The following is an 18,630-nucleotide window of genomic DNA, read 5'->3' as shown; positions in this document are numbered from 1 at the left end:
TTATAACTTTGACATATTTGAATGGTTTAAGGGATTGTTCAGTCAGTGGACTTCTGTTATTTTGCGAGAAATTGATGATAAAGGAGAAATAAGGTTTGAATTTTAATCAGTTCACTGATATTCCGCAAAACAGAAGCAAAACAATAAAAAAACACATACCGGAGTATGTGCGAGTTCTCAATCAAAATGACATTTCCTTTGCTTGTTCAAGTACTTCTTCCGGCACGGTGATGGCTTCAATTTCATTGTATTTGCTGTAAGCAGCTTCTACATCCGATTTAATGCTCATCGTGTCACCTTCGATATTCATGTCTATGTCCATATCGACATTCATATCATTTGGCAGGAAGGTTTTTTTATCAATGAAAAGCTCGTAAGCTACCGCATTGATTTTCATTTCCTCTAAAGCCGTCTGGGCTTCCAATTCCATTTGCCCTACTACTTGTTCCATTTGCTTGTGAATCAAAGCCTGGAATTCTTCTCCTGCTGCATCCAATTTCAAGATGTATTCATCTTCTGTTTGTTCAAATGTAAAATCATCCTGGAATGCCTTAAGGTCTTCCAGCTGCTGAGACGGATCGGCAGTCTGCTGCTCCATCATTGCCTGCAAGTCTGGAATGCTCTCTTCCGGCATTTTAATCCATGAACCAATCGTCGGGTCATTCATATACATGCCTTCTTCTGTCATATACATTTCCATGGTCATCGGTTCCTGGTCTCCCATTTCTTCAGAGACCATCGAAGTTTCAGATGTCTGATAAAAAGCAAGTGGCTCTATTGTCATATCCATCCCGATATTCATTGCCATTTCCATTTCCATCCCGACTGATTCTATGCTCATCAATTGGTTGGTAATCATATCTGCATGGAAGCTCTTAATTTGTTGCGACGCTTCAGTCGACTTTGTAAATACTTCTTCCAGAGTCAGTTCACTATCCGCTTCTTTTTTATCTTCACTGCCCGCTGCCGGTTCCGCAGTCTCTCCGCAAGCAGCTAATCCCATTGCCAGTGTTCCGGCACCAATCATCATCATCCATTTCTTCAAACTTCTCACCCTTCCAAATTTGTCTTTCCATGTAATACGGCTTATGTTGGAAGAAGTTTCAATTAATTGAAGCCTTTTGAAATATATTTCGATTTCAGAAATTAAAATTCGTTTATTTCCCCGCTTTCCATTATACTTTTCCATATGATCAAACTTCTTGAGGTGACTTTCAGTGAAATTAAAACATTTTTTCAAGTACTATAAACCGCATAGGCGGCTTTTCGTTATCGATTTCTCCAGTGCCGTCATTGTCGCTATTTTGGAGCTGGCCTTTCCAGTTGCCGTCCAGTGGTTCATCGATGATCTGCTGCCGAGAGGTGAATGGAATACGATTGTAACAGTCAGCGTGCTGCTGCTTGCCGTATTTTTGTTAAGCACATTTCTGCAATACATCGTCAGTTACCTGGGACATAAACTCGGCATCAATATCGAAACCGATATGCGCGAAGAGCTGTTCACTCACGTCCAGCGGCAATCGTTCCGCTTTTTTGACAATGTGAAAACCGGCCATGTCATGAGCCGCATCACCAATGATCTTTTTGATATCGGGGAACTTGCCCATCACGGGCCAGAAGACTTTTTTATTGCCATCATGACGTTCTTCGGAGCTTTCGGCATTATGTTCTGGATCAATCCGAAACTGGCGCTTGTTACGCTGGTTGTCATTCCTTTCCTAGTCTGGCTTATCACATTCTGCAATATCAAAATGAACCAGGCATGGAGCAGCATGTACGGAAAAATTGCAGATGTGAACGGCCGCGTGGAAGACAGTGTCTCCGGAGCTCGTGTTGTCCAATCGTTCACGAACGAGGAATTTGAAATCAGCCGTTTCAAGAATGACAACGGCCGCTTCCGTCTAGCCAAACTTGTCGCGTATAAAGTCATGGCTGCTACGCATTCCAGCATTTACATGATGACGCGCTTGCTCACTCTGATTGTCCTTGTCTATGGAGCTTGGTTGAATTTCCAGGGCGAACTGTCGTACGGAGAACTTGTCAGTTTTGTCTTATTTTTAAATGTCTTGATTAAACCGATCGATAAAATCAGTGCCTTGCTTGAATTGTATCCGAAAGGAATGGCCGGATTTGGCCGTTTCCGCGAACTGATCGAGCAGGAACCGGATATTCTGGATCGCAAAGATGCTGTAGAGATTAACGGCTTGAAAGGCGATATTACGTTCAATGACGTCCACTTCGGTTACGACGACCATAAACAAGTCTTGAACGGCATTGATTTGAAATTAAAAGCCGGTGAGACCGTAGCTTTTGTCGGCCCATCCGGCGCTGGTAAAACGACAATTTGCTCATTGATTCCCCGCTTTTATGATATCCAGGAAGGATCGATTACGATTGACGGCATCGATATCCGCGATATGACGAAGCATTCCCTGCGCTCGCATATCGGCATTGTGCAGCAGGATGTGTTCCTGTTTACCGGCACTATCCGTGAAAACATCGCTTACGGGAAACGCGGAGCCACCCATGAAGAAATCTTGGCAGCTGCTAAAAAAGCCCATTTGGAAGACTTCATCAGCAAGCTTCCAGATGGCTATGAGACACAGATCGGGGAACGCGGATTGAAATTATCCGGCGGACAGAAACAGCGCCTCGCCATCGCCCGCATGTTCTTAAAAAATCCGCCAATTCTTATTCTGGATGAAGCAACGTCAGCACTTGATACCGAAACGGAGCGCGTCATCCAGGAAGCACTGGGTGAACTGGCTGAAAACCGGACGACACTTATCATTGCCCACCGCCTCGCCACGATTCGTGATGCAGACCGGGTGATTGTGGTTACTGAAGACGGCATCGCTGAGCAAGGCGGCTATGCTGAACTTCTTGAACACGACGGCATTTTCGCTAATTTACACCGCATCCAATTTCAACAGTCTTAATAGCTGAAAGCCGGCCCAAACTTACTGGGCCGGCTTTCGTTTTGGGTGAGTTGGGCATAACGAATAAAAGCGCCGGAGTTTTCATACTTTATTCATCTCAAAAAGCCAGTTGCTCGTAAAAACAAAAAGAGAGCTTGCCCACCCGTCTAAAACGGCCTGACAAGCTCTCTTTTATTATCTTCCAATCACATATTGCTCAAAGCGGTCATAATCAGCGCGGCCCAGTTCCACTTTCATCAAAGTGCCGTCTTCTTCATATTCCGTTTCGAGTATGGTGGCGGAATCATTTAAATAGGCAACTACATCTCCGCGTTCGAAAGGAATGATCATTCGGCAGGTAACATAATCCACAAAGATATGCTCCTTGATCATCTCCAGTAATTCGTCTAGCCCCATTCCCTTTTTAGCGGAGATCCATAATTCTCCTCTGCTAATTTTAGGGTACGGGATGCCTGCTAAATCCGCTTTATTGTAAACGAAGATGGTCGGAATGCCTTCCACACCGACATCTTGCAATGTTGAGTTCGTAACATCCATCATGTACCGGTACTCTTCATTGGAAACATCCACTACATGCAGCAGCAAATCGGCATTCCGCGCTTCTTCGAGTGTAGAACGGAAAGCCTGCACTAAATGATGCGGAAGCTTGCTGACAAAGCCGACTGTATCTGTCAGCAGGAAGTTTTTATTGTCTTCCAGGCGGATTTGACGAACTGATGTATCCAGCGTAGCAAACAACATATCTTTTTCAAATACTTGTTTTTCTTCTTGCTGTCCAGACTTCGTCAATAGCCCGTTCATAATGGTAGATTTTCCCGCATTCGTATAACCGACTAGGGAGACGACCGGTGTACCGGTTTTCGTCCGCTGCTTTCGCTGCGTCGTGTGCTGCGCTCTGATCTGCTCCAATTCTTTATGGAGTTTTGATATTTGCTCTTCAATTTTCCGTCGGTCGAGTTCCAGTTTAGTTTCCCCAGCACCACGGTTTGCATAGCCCCCGCCGCTGCTCCCGCCTTGGCGGCCAAGAGATGCGCGCAGGCCAACTAGCCGCGGCAGCATATATTGAAGCTGCGCCAGCTCTACTTGGACTTGAGCTTCACGCGTTTTAGCGCGGCGTGAAAATATATCCAAAATAAGCATCGTGCGATCGATTACTTTACATTCCAAGTCTTCTTCAAGATTCCGAATTTGTGACGGCGATAGTTCGTCGTTAAAAATGACCAAGTTCGCATCCGCTTCTTCATAAAACGCTTTGATTTCTTCGACTTTTCCTTTCCCTACGTAATGGGAAGGGTTGATGCGCTCCAGATTTTGGTATACTTCACCGACCACTTCAACATTGCAGGCTTCTGCCAAATTGCGCAGCTCTTCCAGTTCATACTCAAAATGAAGATCTTTCTGCAGTTGAACGCCTACTAAAATTGCTTTTTCTATCAAGATGTCCATCTATTTTCCTCCTCTATCCCGCTTTAACGGGCAGTAAGACTCAATGGGGATGAAGCTCCCACTGAGTGAAGTTTCCCTTTATCCCGCTTTAACGGGCAGTAAGACTCCCGCTTTGACAAGCGGAAGTTCTACTGACCGTAAAAGTCCGATTGGCTCAACTAACACTCAACGGGGATGAAGCTCCCACTGAGTGAAGTTTCCCTTTACCGCAAGTGGAACATTCGCCTTCAATAAGACAAAAAAGAAGAGCATGGCACTCTCCTTTTGCAAATTCCCGCTCAGTTTAGTTGCCTTAATACTATTATACATCCAGGTGCTCTGTTAAGCGATAAACTCCGCCTTCAAAAGATAGTCGTTTCTCACCTTGAGCAAAACAGACTTCTTCCAGACGTTCCCTCTTCTGCTCTGTATGTCGGAATTCAATCCGGCAATTAGGCAGTTCCAGCGAACCGCCTAAAATTTGAAGCCATTTTCTTTTCGCTGTTTCCGGATTTTTCACTCCAAAGATAAGCCGTTCGATTGCCAGTTCTTCATTAGCCGGCGCAATGGCTCCTCTTTTCCGCAGTGACTCATACCGCTGCTCATCGCTTTCCTGCCATTCAATGAAGAAAGGATAGGGCAGTTGATCCGTCACCTGTTCTTTGATGAAAAGCATCTTCCACTGGATCAACTCACCTGAATCGGTCTTCCGTTCCGCATCCAGAACTCCTGAAGTTTCAAAACCCTCCCCGTTCAATCGGTTGTTTAATTCAGCCATCGAGTCTGTCCGCAGGCAAATGGTACCGAATCCAGTTTTATCGTGCAGCAACAGTTCCGTTAGGGGATGGTTAGCTGATTCTGCAACTTCCGGCTTTTCTACCGCCAGCCATTCAATATAGCTGTCTTTAGTATAGAAAAGAGCGTTATGCGTGCCCCAGTTTAAATGCCGGCCGCCTAAAGCCGCATGCATTCCTTGCTTTTTCCAATAGTCCACCGCCATCTGCGGCGGCTCACTTATAAAATGAACGACATGATCCAAGAACATACAGCACCTCTTTTTCAATTTCTTAATTTTATTTGCTTTAAAGCCCTAGGAAAATAAAGCTCCACTGACTCAAAGCCCTTCTCTAATACCTTTCGCCATTACTATCCTTATCCCTTTTCAGCATAATAAAAAGGCTTCAACCTTCCACTTAAGAAGGTTGAAGCCTTTTACTTATTTTGCTGGTTTTTCTTTGATCAAGCGTTCTGTTTCAGTAAATTCTTTTTCAATCTGGTCATTCTTCTTGTACGTAACTAAACTTACAATTACCGCTACAAGCAAGCATAGGAAGAATCCTGGAATGATTTCGTAAAGGTTGACGGCGAATTCTGCATCGAGGCTATCCCAGATGATAACTGTAGCCGCTCCAACGACCATTCCGGACAATGCGCCCCATGTCGTAAGCTTACGCCAGAATAGAGCCAGCAAGATTAGCGGGCCGAATGCAGCACCGAATCCTGCCCAAGCGTAGGCAACCAAATCCAGAATAGTGTCATTTTGCTCCCATGCAAGGAAGCCCGCAATCAAGGAAATCACAAGCACTGCTAAGCGGCCTAAAGTCACGTACTGCTTATCAGTTGATGATTTTTTAAATGCGATTTTGTAAAGATCTTCTACCAAAGCAGATGAAGTTACGATCAACTGTGAAGAAATCGTGCTCATGATTGCAGCAAGAACAGCTGCTAACATAAATCCTGCAATTAATGGATGGAAGAAAATTTGTCCGAGGACGATGAAGACGCCTTCCGGATCTCCAAGATTCAGGTTCGGATTTTGCTGGAAATAAGCAATACCGACAAGTGCAGTTGATGCAGCTCCCAAAAGACTCAAAATCATCCAGCTAATGCCGATACGGCGAGCTTGGCGCACTTCTTTCAATGTGCTGATCGCCATAAAACGAACGATGATATGAGGCTGGCCAAAGTACCCGAGGCCCCATGCCACAGCAGAAATAACCCCGATAAGAGAGGCTCCGGTAGTGAAGTTCAAAAGAGCCGGATCCACTTCACGGATACTTGCTGCCGTTCCGCTGAACCCTCCGGTAGCGAATATTCCGATAGCCGGCACCAGGATAAGCGCCAAGAACATCATAAGCCCTTGCACCACATCCGTGTAGCTAACAGCCAAGAATCCACCGAATAATGTATAGGCGACAACTACTCCAGAAACAATGATTAAACCTAAATGGTAGTCAAGGCCAAATGAGCTTTCGAAAAAGACGCCACCGGCCACCATCCCTGATGAAACATAAAACGTGAAAAAGATTAAAATGATCGCTCCGGAAACAATGCGCAACAAGCGCGATGAATCCTTCAAGCGGTTTTCCAAAAAGCTGGGAATCGTAATCGAGTCACTTGTAACAAACGAGTAGACACGCAAACGCGGTGCGACAAAGAACCAGTTTAAGTAAGCTCCGATTACTAAACCGATCGCAATCCAGAATTCTACAAGTCCACCTACGTAAATTGCTCCTGGCAATCCCATTAAAAGCCAACCGGACATGTCCGCTGCTCCAGCACTTAAAGCTCCAACTGCAGCTCCAAGTCCACGTCCTCCCAGCATATAGTCTGTAAGGTTAACGGTTTTTCGGTAGGCATACCAGCCGATGAACAGCATGGCTGCCATATAAATAGTTAATGCAATAATTTGAAACGTTGAATCTGACATTTCTCCACCTCCGTTTTTTAGTTTATCATCTTCTTGATTTTTTACCAGAAAAATTTTGTTTTGTTCCGGAAGTGAACGGGGAAAAGAAAAAACAAGGAGGCGATGATCGTGCCATGGAGCAAAGAAGATTACCCGGATTCATTTAAAAACTTAAACTCCGAGGTGAGGAACAAAGCGATTGAAATTGCCAACGCACTGCTGCGTGACGGTTATGAAGAAGGACGCGCCATCCCCATCGCACTTGATCGCGCACGCAAAAGTGTAGAAGGCGACGAAGAAAAAGTGATTTTTGAAATCAAAGCGCATGACGAAGGCTGGCAGCTTAAGAAGAAGAACAGCAAAAAAGCGATTTTAATCGAAGAGACCAAAGAAGATTTGATGGGCGAAGCAAAGCGCTACGCCAATAAAAACAATGGAGAACTGCACATCTATACAAAAGACGGTTCGCTTGAAGACATCCTTTATGGACAATAGTTTGAACGTAAAAATCCGCTGTCCTGAGACAGCGGATTTCTTTTCTTATCTCACGTCACCGACCAGCAAGTCCCCGCTTTTCAAGCGGATCCACTGCCCGTAAAAGTCCGATTGGTTCAACTAACAATCGGTGGGCATACCCCACCGATTGAAGTTTCACTTTATCTGAACCAGCCTTTGTCTTTAAACTTGGAAATGGCTTCAATGCGGTTGCCCACTTCCAATTTGTCGAGAATGACGGAAATATAATTGCGGACTGTCCCGGTTGTAATAAATAACTCCTTGGCGATTTCCTTGGTGCTTTTGCCATCAGCAATCAACTCCATTACTTGGCTTTCCCGCTCGGTCAGCGGATTGGCTTCAGCATATGCCAAATCCACCAGTTCCGGCGCATAGATACGGCGGCCATCCATAATCGTCCGGATTGAAGCCGCTAAATCTTCACTTGGACTGTCTTTCAAGAGATAGCCGCTGACGCCTGCTTTTCGCGCCCGCTCAAAATAGCCAGAGCGTGCAAAGGTCGTTAAAATGATGATTTTGCACGGATGGTCTTTCAGGACTTCCGCTGCATCCAACCCGCTTTTCAAAGGCATTTCAATGTCCATGATGACGATATCCGGCTGGTGTTTCTCAACCAACGCAATCGCTTCTTCCCCGTTTCCGGCTTTGCCGACCACTTCCATGTCTTCTTCTAAATCAAGTAAAGAGCCCAAAGCCCCGAGCATCATCCGCTGGTCTTCCGCCAATACAATCCGAATCACATTAACTCCTCCTCTTTCTCTTTGTAGAGAATCACATTTGGAACCCGGATGTTCAAAGTGGTGCCGTCCATCGTTTTAATATCAACACTGCCGTTGACAAATTCCAGCCGCTCCCGCATTCCTGCCAATCCATTTCCCTGCTGTTGGCTGCCGCCTTCGAGACCAATGCCATCGTCCTGCACCTGCACCAGAACTTCTTCAGGTTTTTGTTTGATCAAAATGCTGCAGCGTGTTGCTTTGCTATGTTTGACCACGTTTGTTACAGCCTCTTTTAAACACATGCTGAGCACATTCTCTACAAGCAGCGGAGTATTCTGCAGTTTAGCAGAACCGTATAAGACAAAATCAATTTCTGCCGCTTTTAAAATTTGCTGGATCCGGAGCAATTCATCTTCCAGTTTCGTTCCTCGCATATCCGACACAAGCTCCCGGACTTCTTTTAAAGCCGTCCGTGCAGTTTGCCGGATATCGTTAATTTCAATCAAGGCAGCAGCGGCATCGCGCTGGATCAATTTCCCGGCCAAATCACTTTTCAAGCCGATCAACGACAGTTTTTGGCCTAAAGTATCATGCAAGTCCCGGGCGATGCGCTCCCTCTCTTCGATGACAATCAGCTGGGAAATCCGTTTATTAGCATCTTCAAGCTGCCCTTCCAGCTTCTCGCGCTTATTGCGGTTGTAAGTGTTGAAAGGAAGTAAAATGACACCCAAAATGCTTAACACGATGAACGGAAGCTGCGATACATATAACGTACTATGTTCAATCATGCCAAGTACCACTGCCAATATCGTCGTGCCGATATGAATACCATAAACAATGAAAAAGCCTACTTTATTGCGTATATTGCCAATGAAAAAAGCTAAAAAGATAGCCAGGTAGACATATCCGAACAAGAAAGTCATGCCGATATTGATGGCGATTTCTATACTGATCCATACATAGGTAAAACCGGTACGGGAGTTGAAGGATAGCCGATACGCAATAAAAAACAGAAGGAGCAGAACAATCCCTGCCACGATTTCCAAAACTGAAGAAGATCTGAAAATGAAAAAGAAAGGCAAGATACAGAAGATAACCCATGCATATACACTAAGCCAAGGGTTTTTCGGAAAAATTTGATACCAGCTTTGCATAATCTCGCTCCTTGTCCATCTATTATTCTTCATCATACCAAAGAACGGCAAAAAGAAAAAACCATTCAGTCAGGAATGGTTTTTTCTTGAAATCTCCGTTATGCTGCCAATTTTTTTTGGTCATTCAGCAAATGCTTAATGTCGCCAAATGTAACAAACGTTTTGTTTTTCGCATCGTATAATTTATAACGCAATGATTTAAGGCTAGATTTGATATCAATCGTTGTCGCCTGTTGAAGCGGCGGAGTAGATTCATGCGCTTTTTCCAAATTATAGTTTGGAACACGCGGGCTTAAATGGTGAACGTGATGGAAACCAATGTTTCCTGTTACCCATTGAAGCACTTTTGGAAGTTTGTAATATGAACTTCCTTCCACAGCAGCTTTTACATAATCCCATTCGCTTTCATCTTCAAAGTATGAATCTTCGAATGTATGCTGTACGTAGAACAACCAAATGCCTAGTGCTCCGGCGATAAACATTGTTGACCCTTGAACGATCAGGAATGCCTGCCAGCCAATTGCCCAGATAAGCAATGAATAGATAACCACTAGAGAAATGTTGATCAAGTACGTGTTGTTGCGCTCTTTTTTACGTGCATCTTTACGGTTGAAACGGCTAGAGATCAATACTAGGAATAATGGTCCAAAACCGAACATCACCAACGGATTGCGGTACATACGGTATTTGAAACGTTCCCATTTAGAAGCTTCGACATACTCTTCAATTGTCATGACCCAGATATCGCCGACTCCGCGCTTATCAAGATTTCCACTTGAAGCGTGATGGATGGAATGCTCGCGTTTCCACTTTTCATAAGCAAACAATGTCATAATCCCTGTGATGGTTCCGACTACTGCATTTGCTTTTTTATTCTTGAAGAATGATCCGTGTGTGCAGTCATGGAAAATGATGAACGTACGAATTACAAAACCTGCAGCTACTGCTGATAAAGCGATTGTCAGCCAAATGGAGACATCCAGTGCCTGGTAGGCTAAAAACCAAAACAAGATAAATGGTGGAATTGTATTTGCTATTTGTCGGACACTTGCTTTTACATCGGCTTTTTCGAATGGCGCTACAAATTTACGTAATTGGGCTGTCTTTTCTCTGCTCATGTTCTTCCTCCTTATGCGAGCTTTGTCCGCTCGTATAACTTATTATCCTTATCATAAAAAAAATGAAGAGATGAAAAAAGTCATAAACGTTTGGTTTAGACATGACACTTGTCATATCTTTTAAATTTTATAAGTGGAAGTCTGGAGAATCCGTCCTGCATCTTCCTTCTCGCCCAAGTGTATAAAACCCGCCGTAGCATTGGCTTTGAAGCACAAAACGAGGCACATCACTGAACAGACTTTGATGCAAAATGGCCGAATCACCTCAATAGAACTATGACATGTCCTATCGCTTTTAAATTTAGAAGAAATTTGTTTTTCATTGTCAGGTAATCATGTATACTAAAAGTAATCAGAATTTTCAGGAAAGAGGTGGACGTCGTGACTGGTCTGGTAGCCGTCATTATGGTATTTTCGATTCCGCTTGTTGCCATTATTACCTCTCACTTCCAAACGCAAACCAAGTTAAAAAACAGATTGATTGAAAGTGAAATCGAACTGGAAAAATTGAAACACGAGAACTTTGTTATTGAAACTCAGAAGATGCGCCTCCAATTAGAACAGATGAAATTAGAAGATGCCAAACAGGGAAATAATCTGCTATTAAAATAAAACCGGAAGACTTCCTTTTAATTCAAAGGGGAAGTCTTCCGGTTTTTCTTTTTCGTGCTGCCAGCTCTTCATGAAAAAGATTTAACGCTGTTTGACAGTATTTTTCATTTGCCGACAGTATTTTAAGCTTTTCGGACAGTATATCCGATTAAATGAAGAAAAAAGCATGAAGAACATCCTTACTTATGCGAATATGCTTTTCTCAATCTGTTTAAGTGCAAAAAAGTGGCCTTGTTTTTCCATGATTTCTTCATATGTTCCAGCCTCTACGATTTGTCCTTGTTCCATGACAATGATCTGGTCCATTTGTTCCAGGCCGGTTAAGTCATGGCTGATAATGACGAAGGTGTCGTCTTTTCCTTGTTCAAACAATTGAGAGTATATATCTTTTGCTGTAATCGAATCAACTGAAGAGACCGGTTCATCCAACAGCCAAAGTGTTTCTCCTCTCAACATGGCCCGCGCAATGGCAAGCCGCTGTTTTTCGCCTCCGGACAAGTTTTCACCTTTTTCATTCACTTTTGTGTCTGGTGAAAATGCACTGAGCTGTACCCTTGCCAAGGCTGTTTCCATTTCTTCATCTGTCGCATTTTCATTGGCAATCAATAGATTGCTTCGAATTGTGCCGAAGAAGAAATGATTTTCCTGCAGCACCACATTCATCCGTCGCCATAATTTTTCTGGATGGAGCTTTTCCAGAGGTTCTCCTCCAATTGAAATCATGCCGCTATCCGCTGGCAAGACATTCAATAAAAGCTGGAGCAACGTAGATTTCCCTGAACCGCTCGGCCCTACAATCGCTGTTTTGGATCCAGATGGAAGCTGGAGAGAAATATTGCTTAATGCCGGACGTTCTTCTTCCGGATACGTAAAGGAAACATTTTCAAAAGCAATTTCAATTGGCTTCACTGGCAAAGCTAGATCGCCTGGTTTTCGAACCGGCTCTGTCACTACCTGTTCAAGGCGGACAGCCGCTTTTCGGTTTTCTTCAAAATGCGCTGGAAAAACAGCCATTGGCGCCACGTTTTCAAAAACAGCGATGGATACCATCACGAGCATTGCTAAATACAGACCGTCCAGTTCTCCTGCTGAAACGAAATAAGCTCCAAGTCCCAGCACAAAAAAGGAGGCCAGAAGCGCTACAAAAGCATTGACTGATTGACCGAAATTTTCTTCCAGCCCCTCTTTCTGCTGCTGTTCTGCATAGCGTTCTGAAAACACCGTTAAGTCTCGTTCTTTACGTTCCAGCTGCTGGTATATCTTCAAATCCCTAAAGCCAAATAGAAATTCTGTCGCTTCCGTTGACAGTGCTGCCCGGCTGGTCCGCACAGCACTGTCAATTCTGCGCTGGCGCCAGGCAAAAATAGCAGGTACCACTACAATTGTCAACAGCATGCCTGCCAATATGACCATGGCGATAGCCAACGAGAAGAAAGAAGCAAAGAAAATGGTGCTAAGGAAAACGAGGCCGAGCACGACCGGAGGATAAAAGACCCGCAGCATGAAATTCTGCAGGCTCTCTACATCCCCGACGATGCGCGCCAGCAAATCCCCGCTCCGGTATTTCTGAAAAATTCCCGGCGCCAAAGGAGACAGTTTCTCAAAAAAAGACACGCGTAAATTGCTCAGCATTGTAAACGTTGCCCGGTGTGAAAACAACCGTTCCGCATATCGGCTTAAAGCCGATACCAGCCCGAATAACTTTAAACAAGCACCCATGACAATCAAAATGGTTATTTGAGAAGTCAGAGCCGCTTTTGAAATTAAATAACCGCTCGAAGCCATCAAGGCGGCACCGGCAATCCCTGCAAGAAAACCGAAGAAGATAGCAATCGCTACATCTCTTTTTTCATGAAGGGTCAAAATTAATATCTGTTTTAGTTCTTTCATTGCACTATACCTCCATGCTGCACTGCCAGCATTTCTTCATAAGGCGCATAAGTTTCCAGCAATTCGTTATGGCTGCCGGCTGCCGCCAGCTTCCCTTCCGACAATATCAGAATGACGTCAGATTGTTTTATGGTATGCAATCGGTGCGCAACGGTTATAATTGTCGCCCGTTTTCCAAGTTCAGCTAATGATTCTTGCAGGATTTTTTCAGTCTGAAGGTCAAGGCCGGTTGTCGGTTCATCAAACAGGATAACGGAAGGCTGTTTCAGAAATGCCCGGGCAAGCGCAATCCGCTGCTTCTCGCCGCCAGACAATCCTCTTCCTGCTTCGCCTACCGGTGTATCCAGCCCTTCTTTCAAAGACATCACCATTTCTACTATTCCAGCCTTTTTGGCAGCTTCCCAGACCTCTTCATCTGTTGTTTCTCTGCTGGCACCGATCGCAATATTTTCTTTAATGGTCCCTGCAAACAAATAAGGATTTTGTGAAATGTAACTCAATTGTTCAAACCAGGACTTTTCATCGATTTGATCACGAGGCACTCCGTTCACTAACACATTGCCGCTTTCCGGAGGCAACAGACCTGCAATAGCATGCAGAAGCGTCGTTTTTCCGGATCCACTTTTTCCGATGATCGCCGCTTGGCTATAAGGCGGGATTTCCGCTTGAATCGGTTCTAATTTAAAACCTTCACCGTATTGAAACGAAAAACCATTCAATGTCAGATGCGGCGGCTCATTTGATAATATGCCTTGCCCCCATTCGACCGAAGGTGCTTCTTTTTCAAAATGTGCTGACAGCCGGTTAGCTGCTGCCGTACTTCCTTTTCCTGTGTGGAAGGCACTGCCGAAATCTTTCAGCATATTAAAGAAATCCGGAACAAGAATCATCACAAAAAATGCGGTGAAAAATGTTAGGCTATCAAACACCACTAAACGTAATCCGATTTCCAAAGCGATAATCCCCATGCTTAGCATTGAAATATACTCCAGCATTAGTGAAGATAAAAACGCTGATTTTAGTACTTCCATCGTAGCGTCTCGAAAATCCAGGCTGCTTTTTTTGATGGTCTGCTGTTGCCGCTCGGCTTGACCATATAATTTAAGCGTTGTCAGCCCTTGCAGCACATCCAGGAAAGTACCGGAAAACTGTCCCATTTTCTCCATTTGCTGATCCGCTTTTTCTTTTGTTTTTATACCGACAAGCGCCATAAATATCGGAATAAACGGCGCCGTAATCAATATAATCAGACCTGTCACCCAGTGCTGAGAAAAAATGACGATCAGCAACAGAACAGGAATAATGTAACTTTGAATCATTTGTGGAATATATTTACTGTAGTAGCCATCCAGTTCATCCACAGCATCAAGAAGCAAACTGACTTTTTGTCCAGATTGCCCTTGAATTGACGCTTGAAGCGGATTAGCCGCAAATGACTGAATCAACTTCTCACGCAAATGTGTTTTCACTTCCGTTGCTAAATTTACACCTGAACGGCCGATTACATAACCGCATAGCACCCGCAGGAAAATAACACCAAGCAGCCCAAATAAGTAAGGGACCATATCTTGGAACGAAGCATTTTTGAGAAAAACACTATCTGCGATTAATACAAAAAATAAGGCTTGCCCAATCATTGCCAGTCCTTTCAGGAACGATGCTATGATTAAGAAAACCATAATATTTTTACGTTCATAAGCCAGTTGCTTTAAATCAACCATGCTGTTCTCTCCTTTAATCGCTGTTGCTTTCATTATAAAGCAAGAGAGGTGATTTTCCGTTCTTGGCGCCCGGTTTCAGCCCATTTAAAGCCGTGATTGTTACAGCATTGTTCACAATGTCCAACTGCGTTTCTATTTAATAAAAACAATAAGCCCGCTGGAGAAATTCCAGTGGGCTTATTGATTGAATATATTCATCTTCACACTTTTTTGCTGAAAGCTTTGGAGAACCGACTGCAGAAAAGAAATATCTTCTTTTATTTGTGATTTCAAGGAATCGTTCGCACAGTTCTGATATTCACGGCTCAACTTATTCAGTTCGTATTCGAACACTCGCTTTTCTTCAGTTGAAATCATCTTTGACACCTCAAAGAATTGTAGTTTTTAAAACCTCGTTCTATTTCATTATAATTATCTTGTTAGCATAGCAAAAAAAGCGGTTTATTGCTATAAAAAAAGCATTTTTTATAACAGCAGCAGTAAAATCGAGTAGCCTATAATGCCGCTGCAAAAAGCAGAAAAGCTGCTTTCCCGTTCTTCCGGCAATTCTTCTTTTAATACATTTAACACTATGCCTCCCGCAAGCAATGCAGTAAGCACCGAAACGATCAACTCATTTACTTCTGTTAATAAGCCGACTCCCCAACCGGCTAAAATAGCGAGGGCCAGCAGCCATCTTCCGTATTTGTCGTACTCTTCCTGATGGGTGGCACGGAGTGCTTTATCGTTTGTGAGAAAGTGGACACCCATGGCAATAAAGAAAAGCAGCATGCCCCAGACCGTTTCATAATCTTCACGGATAAGCAAATACCCAATCAAGGCATTATAAATTATGAAAGAACCAATATGGACCCAAAAAACCCCATCTTTTGAATGCTGCCGGTTTGATTTTTCATGCCTTCTCTTGGTGGACTTGACCATTTGTTCCAAACCGTAAAAAAACACCAGTCCGAGCATGGCAATTAGATAGATGTGATGTTCAAGAAAGCGCCATGCCGAGTCTTCTAATTCACCTTGCAGCTCATCTTGAAAAACGCCAAGTTCCGGCAATAAATGCAAAAATACATAAGCCACTGAAATACCGCCTGCAAGCGAAAGAAAACGGCTGCGCGGAAGCACTTTTAAAAACTTCATGCTTTTAGAAAATAGATGAATAAGAATAAATCCAACCACAAATAAAAAACTGAGCCACACCATGCTTCCTTTGTCCCTCCTTATCAGAAACATACAAAGCAGGCGAGATGTTCTTGACTCTGCCTGCTTTGTCGGAATGTATTTATTGAGTTTGTCCGTTTTTAATCCACTGAGCTACTTCGATCGTGTGGTTCGCCTGGTATTTAACTGCATCTTCTACGTCTTCGACCATGCCTTCTGGACCGGCTGTAACAGTTGTGCCGTATGGGTTTCCACCTGCTTTGAACAAGGCAGGGTTGTTGTAGCCCGGTGCCGCAACAATGGCTCCCCAATGAAACATTGACGTATAGACGGATAAAACTGTCGCTTCTTGGCCGCCATGCGGATTTTGGGCAGAAGACATCGCACTTACGACTTTATTCGCCAATTTACCTTCTGCCCATAACCCACCGGTTGCATCCAGAAACTGTTGAAATTGGGAAGGTACTTGACCGTAACGCGTGGGAATACTGAAGATAAAGGCATCCGCCCATTCAAGTAAGCTGGGTTCAGCCTCCGGCACATCTTGTGTAGCTTCGAAATGCGCTTTCCAAGCCGGATTGGAATCGATAGCTTCTTGCGGAGCAAGTTCCTTTATTCTCGCTACCCGTACTTCGGCACCTGTTTGCTGCGCGGCTTCTTCCGCCCATTTTGCCATTTGATAGTTGGTTCCCGTCGAGCTGTAATAAATAATCGCTAATTTTACATTCGCCATGATTTCCTCTCCTTTTCGCATCGAGTCCGTGACTGCTACTATGAATTCGAGAAATATCCTGAACTTAAGGTTTTTCTTACCTTACTCGTTTCCCCTTTTTAAATCTTCATTAAACAAAAAAAGACCTACTTGGAGCTTCAAATCCCGCTCTAAGTAGGTCTTCATCTGTTTAAACCGGCTATCACACTTCCGTCTTTTCGGTCCGTTCCACTGACATTTCCCGCAGTTTGAACTTCTGGATTTTCCCCGATGCAGTCATCGGATATTCCTTTGTAAATTCAATATAGCGCGGGATTTTATGATGCGCAATTTTTCCTTTGCAGTAATTGCGCAGCTCGTCCGCAGACAAATGCTGGCCTTCTTTTAAAATAATCCATGCCATTAATTCTTCTCCGTATTTCGGATCCGGCACGCCGACTACCTGGACATCCTGCACCGACGGATGTTGATACAAAAACTCTTCGATTTCACGCGGGTAGATATTTTCCCCTCCACGGATAACCATGTCTTTGATCCGCCCGGTAATCGCGATATAACCGTCCTCGTCTTCGACAGCGATGTCTCCTGTATGGAGCCAGCCCTCTTCATCAATGGCGCTGCGGGTCGCTTCTTCATTTTTATAATAGCCTTTCATGACATGATAACCGCGAGTACACAATTCACCGGGAACGCCCGTCGATACTTGCTCATTAGTGACGGGATCCACGATTTTCACTTCGACTTCTGCGTGAGGCTTGCCAACAGTTGACACCCGCTTTTCAATATCGTCATCCGCACGTGTCTGCGTGATAACCGGCGATGACTCTGTCTGGCCATACGCAATTGTAATTTCGGATGCCCCCATATCATTGATCACTTTTTTCATCACTTCAATCGGGCAAGGTGACCCTGCCATAATCCCCGTACGCAAAGTGGAGGTATCAAAAGATGCGAATTCCGGATGGTTCAGCTCTGCGATGAACATCGTCGGCACACCATGAAGCGCCGTGCACTTCTCGTCCTGGACCATTTGCAGCACACGTTTCGGCTCAAATTGTTCTGCGATAACCATGGTCGTGGAATGCGTAACAGCAGCCATCGTACCAAGCACACAACCGAAACAGTGGAAAAACGGCACCGGAATACAGAGGCGGTCTTGTTCCGTCAGGTTCATCGTGTCGCCGATCAGCTTGCCGTTATTCACGACGTTCCGATGCGTCAGCATGACCCCTTTCGGAAAACCGGTTGTTCCGGAAGTGTACTGGATGTTGATGACATCTTCCGGATCCATCGACGTAAAACGCTCTTCCAGCTGTTCATCCGTCACTTGATCGGCAAAGGCCTCAAATTCACTCCAAGTGAAAATGCCTGGATACTGATTTTCACCCATGACAATGACCCGTTTAAAATGCGGCAGCTTTTCGCTTGCAATAGCCCCTTTTTCAGCGGTTTTCAGTTCTGGAGATACGGCATTCAAAATCTCGATATAGTTGCTTCCTTTAAACTCTTCGCCTAGAATCAGTGTGGTTGAATCTGATTGCTTCAGGAGATATTCCAGTTCAGCCGACTGATAGCTCGTGTTGACTGTGACAAGGACTCCCCCCATTTTGCCAGTGGCATACTGGCTCAGCAGCCATTCACGCTTATTGTCCGACCAAATAGCGATATGTTCCCCTTTAGCAATGCCAATTCCCATAAATGCCTTGGCCAAAAGGTCCGTTTCTTCATCAAATTCCTTGTACGTTTTGCGGATGTTCCGTTCCGGATAAACATATGCTTCTGTTTGTGGATGCAATGCTGCCCGTTCCCGCACAATCTGCCCTACCGTTTTTTCTACAATTGCCATATCCATCCCCCTCTATATGTAAACGGTTTCAATCTTATTCCATATTATCACAAAATTCAAAACATGTTGAGAGGAAACCGGCTGCAAACTGTGCAGTCGCCCTTTCTCCTCTAGCCATGATAAAATACAACTAT

At 44.3% G+C, this 18,630-nt stretch carries 16 protein-coding genes; 3 read left to right on the top strand and 13 right to left on the bottom strand.

What is annotated here, in order from left to right; genetic code table 11:
- Window positions 1-181: 181 nt before the first annotated feature.
- A complete protein-coding gene (locus QWY16_RS02265) occupies window positions 182-1,045 on the bottom strand; it encodes a DUF6612 family protein (protein WP_300991244.1) in 864 nt (287 codons plus the stop codon).
- Between the two features lie 172 nt (window positions 1,046-1,217).
- On the opposite strand from QWY16_RS02265, the gene QWY16_RS02260 reads away from it, so the two are divergent.
- Window positions 1,218-2,939 carry an ABC transporter ATP-binding protein gene (locus QWY16_RS02260; RefSeq protein WP_300991243.1) on the top strand — a complete coding sequence of 574 codons (1,722 nt, stop codon included), beginning with the start codon at window positions 1,218-1,220 and terminating at the stop codon, window positions 2,937-2,939.
- A gap of 174 nt (window positions 2,940-3,113) precedes the next feature.
- Here the strand turns inward: QWY16_RS02260 and hflX are convergent, their stop codons facing one another.
- From hflX to putP, 3 genes are all read right to left on the bottom strand, one after another.
- Window positions 3,114-4,385: a GTPase HflX gene (gene hflX, locus QWY16_RS02255; protein ID WP_300991242.1), complete on the bottom strand. Its 1,272-nt coding sequence runs from the start codon at window positions 4,383-4,385 to the stop codon at window positions 3,114-3,116.
- Between the two features lie 301 nt (window positions 4,386-4,686).
- Window positions 4,687-5,409: a VOC family protein gene (locus QWY16_RS02250; RefSeq protein ID WP_300991241.1), complete on the bottom strand. Its 723-nt coding sequence runs from the start codon at window positions 5,407-5,409 to the stop codon at window positions 4,687-4,689.
- A gap of 171 nt (window positions 5,410-5,580) precedes the next feature.
- Window positions 5,581-7,074: a sodium/proline symporter PutP gene (gene putP / locus QWY16_RS02245; RefSeq protein ID WP_300991240.1), complete on the bottom strand. Its 1,494-nt coding sequence runs from the start codon at window positions 7,072-7,074 to the stop codon at window positions 5,581-5,583.
- A gap of 102 nt (window positions 7,075-7,176) precedes the next feature.
- Between putP and QWY16_RS02240 the strand changes: the two genes are divergently transcribed.
- Entirely contained in the window at window positions 7,177-7,548 is a 372-nt protein-coding gene (locus QWY16_RS02240; protein WP_367281333.1) for a DUF2188 domain-containing protein, read from the top strand.
- Between the two features lie 161 nt (window positions 7,549-7,709).
- On the opposite strand, the gene QWY16_RS02235 is transcribed toward QWY16_RS02240, so the two are convergent.
- The 3 genes from QWY16_RS02235 to desA form a co-directional block, all read right to left on the bottom strand.
- Window positions 7,710-8,309: a response regulator transcription factor gene (locus QWY16_RS02235; RefSeq protein WP_300991239.1), complete on the bottom strand. Its 600-nt coding sequence runs from the start codon at window positions 8,307-8,309 to the stop codon at window positions 7,710-7,712.
- Complete coding sequence (locus QWY16_RS02230; protein WP_300991238.1) at window positions 8,306-9,442, bottom strand: sensor histidine kinase; 1,137 nt, start codon at window positions 9,440-9,442, stop codon at window positions 8,306-8,308. The genes QWY16_RS02235 and QWY16_RS02230 overlap by 4 nt, the downstream gene beginning before the upstream one ends.
- Before the next feature lie 98 nt (window positions 9,443-9,540).
- Window positions 9,541-10,560 carry a Delta(5) desaturase DesA gene (gene desA / locus QWY16_RS02225; protein WP_300991237.1) on the bottom strand — a complete coding sequence of 340 codons (1,020 nt, stop codon included), beginning with the start codon at window positions 10,558-10,560 and terminating at the stop codon, window positions 9,541-9,543.
- A 381-nt stretch (window positions 10,561-10,941) separates the two neighbouring features.
- On the opposite strand from desA, the gene QWY16_RS02220 reads away from it, so the two are divergent.
- Window positions 10,942-11,172, top strand: coding sequence for a hypothetical protein (locus tag QWY16_RS02220; protein WP_300991236.1), 231 nt, complete (start codon window positions 10,942-10,944; stop codon window positions 11,170-11,172).
- A 183-nt stretch (window positions 11,173-11,355) separates the two neighbouring features.
- On the opposite strand, the gene cydC is transcribed toward QWY16_RS02220, so the two are convergent.
- The 6 genes from cydC to QWY16_RS02190 all read right to left on the bottom strand — a co-directional run bounded on the left by cydC (window position 11,356) and on the right by QWY16_RS02190 (window position 18,496).
- Window positions 11,356-13,062 carry a thiol reductant ABC exporter subunit CydC gene (gene cydC, locus QWY16_RS02215; RefSeq protein WP_300991235.1) on the bottom strand — a complete coding sequence of 569 codons (1,707 nt, stop codon included), beginning with the start codon at window positions 13,060-13,062 and terminating at the stop codon, window positions 11,356-11,358.
- Complete coding sequence (gene cydD, locus QWY16_RS02210) at window positions 13,059-14,783, bottom strand: thiol reductant ABC exporter subunit CydD (RefSeq protein ID WP_300991234.1); 1,725 nt, start codon at window positions 14,781-14,783, stop codon at window positions 13,059-13,061. The genes cydC and cydD overlap by 4 nt, the downstream gene beginning before the upstream one ends.
- A 177-nt stretch (window positions 14,784-14,960) precedes the next feature.
- Window positions 14,961-15,140, bottom strand: a complete 180-nt coding sequence (locus QWY16_RS02205; protein WP_300991233.1) for a hypothetical protein — start codon at window positions 15,138-15,140, stop codon at window positions 14,961-14,963.
- A gap of 108 nt (window positions 15,141-15,248) precedes the next feature.
- On the bottom strand, window positions 15,249-15,980 hold the full coding sequence (locus QWY16_RS02200) for a ZIP family transporter (RefSeq protein WP_300991232.1): 732 nt from the start codon (window positions 15,978-15,980) through the stop codon (window positions 15,249-15,251).
- A gap of 79 nt (window positions 15,981-16,059) precedes the next feature.
- Complete coding sequence (gene wrbA / locus QWY16_RS02195; RefSeq protein WP_300991231.1) at window positions 16,060-16,671, bottom strand: NAD(P)H:quinone oxidoreductase; 612 nt, start codon at window positions 16,669-16,671, stop codon at window positions 16,060-16,062.
- Between the two features lie 181 nt (window positions 16,672-16,852).
- The gene (locus tag QWY16_RS02190) at window positions 16,853-18,496 is read right to left on the bottom strand and encodes an AMP-binding protein (protein ID WP_300991230.1); all 1,644 of its coding nucleotides are present in this window, start codon (window positions 18,494-18,496) and stop codon (window positions 16,853-16,855) included.
- Window positions 18,497-18,630 lie beyond the last annotated feature (134 nt).

It is taken from the genome of Planococcus shenhongbingii (assembly GCF_030413635.1).
Taxonomy (GTDB): domain Bacteria; phylum Bacillota; class Bacilli; order Bacillales_A; family Planococcaceae; genus Planococcus; species Planococcus shenhongbingii.
This window is presented reverse-complemented; position numbering and strand designations above follow the sequence as displayed.

What these genes read in the sequence shown, in the direction of transcription:
- wrbA (WP_300991231.1), bottom strand. Translation starts at nt 16,671, where the DNA reads ATGGCGAATGTAAAATTAGCGATTATTTATTACAGCTCGACGGGAACC.
- QWY16_RS02250 (WP_300991241.1), bottom strand. Translation starts at nt 5,409, where the DNA reads ATGTTCTTGGATCATGTCGTTCATTTTATAAGTGAGCCGCCGCAGATG.
- QWY16_RS02230 (WP_300991238.1), bottom strand. Translation starts at nt 9,442, where the DNA reads ATGCAAAGCTGGTATCAAATTTTTCCGAAAAACCCTTGGCTTAGTGTA.
- QWY16_RS02200 (WP_300991232.1), bottom strand. Translation starts at nt 15,980, where the DNA reads ATGGTGTGGCTCAGTTTTTTATTTGTGGTTGGATTTATTCTTATTCAT.
- putP (WP_300991240.1), bottom strand. Translation starts at nt 7,074, where the DNA reads ATGTCAGATTCAACGTTTCAAATTATTGCATTAACTATTTATATGGCA.
- hflX (WP_300991242.1), bottom strand. Translation starts at nt 4,385, where the DNA reads ATGGACATCTTGATAGAAAAAGCAATTTTAGTAGGCGTTCAACTGCAG.
- QWY16_RS02240 (WP_367281333.1), top strand. Translation starts at nt 7,177, where the DNA reads ATGATCGTGCCATGGAGCAAAGAAGATTACCCGGATTCATTTAAAAAC.
- cydD (WP_300991234.1), bottom strand. Translation starts at nt 14,783, where the DNA reads ATGGTTGATTTAAAGCAACTGGCTTATGAACGTAAAAATATTATGGTT.
- QWY16_RS02205 (WP_300991233.1), bottom strand. Translation starts at nt 15,140, where the DNA reads ATGATTTCAACTGAAGAAAAGCGAGTGTTCGAATACGAACTGAATAAG.
- cydC (WP_300991235.1), bottom strand. Translation starts at nt 13,062, where the DNA reads ATGAAAGAACTAAAACAGATATTAATTTTGACCCTTCATGAAAAAAGA.
- QWY16_RS02190 (WP_300991230.1), bottom strand. Translation starts at nt 18,496, where the DNA reads ATGGCAATTGTAGAAAAAACGGTAGGGCAGATTGTGCGGGAACGGGCA.
- desA (WP_300991237.1), bottom strand. Translation starts at nt 10,560, where the DNA reads ATGAGCAGAGAAAAGACAGCCCAATTACGTAAATTTGTAGCGCCATTC.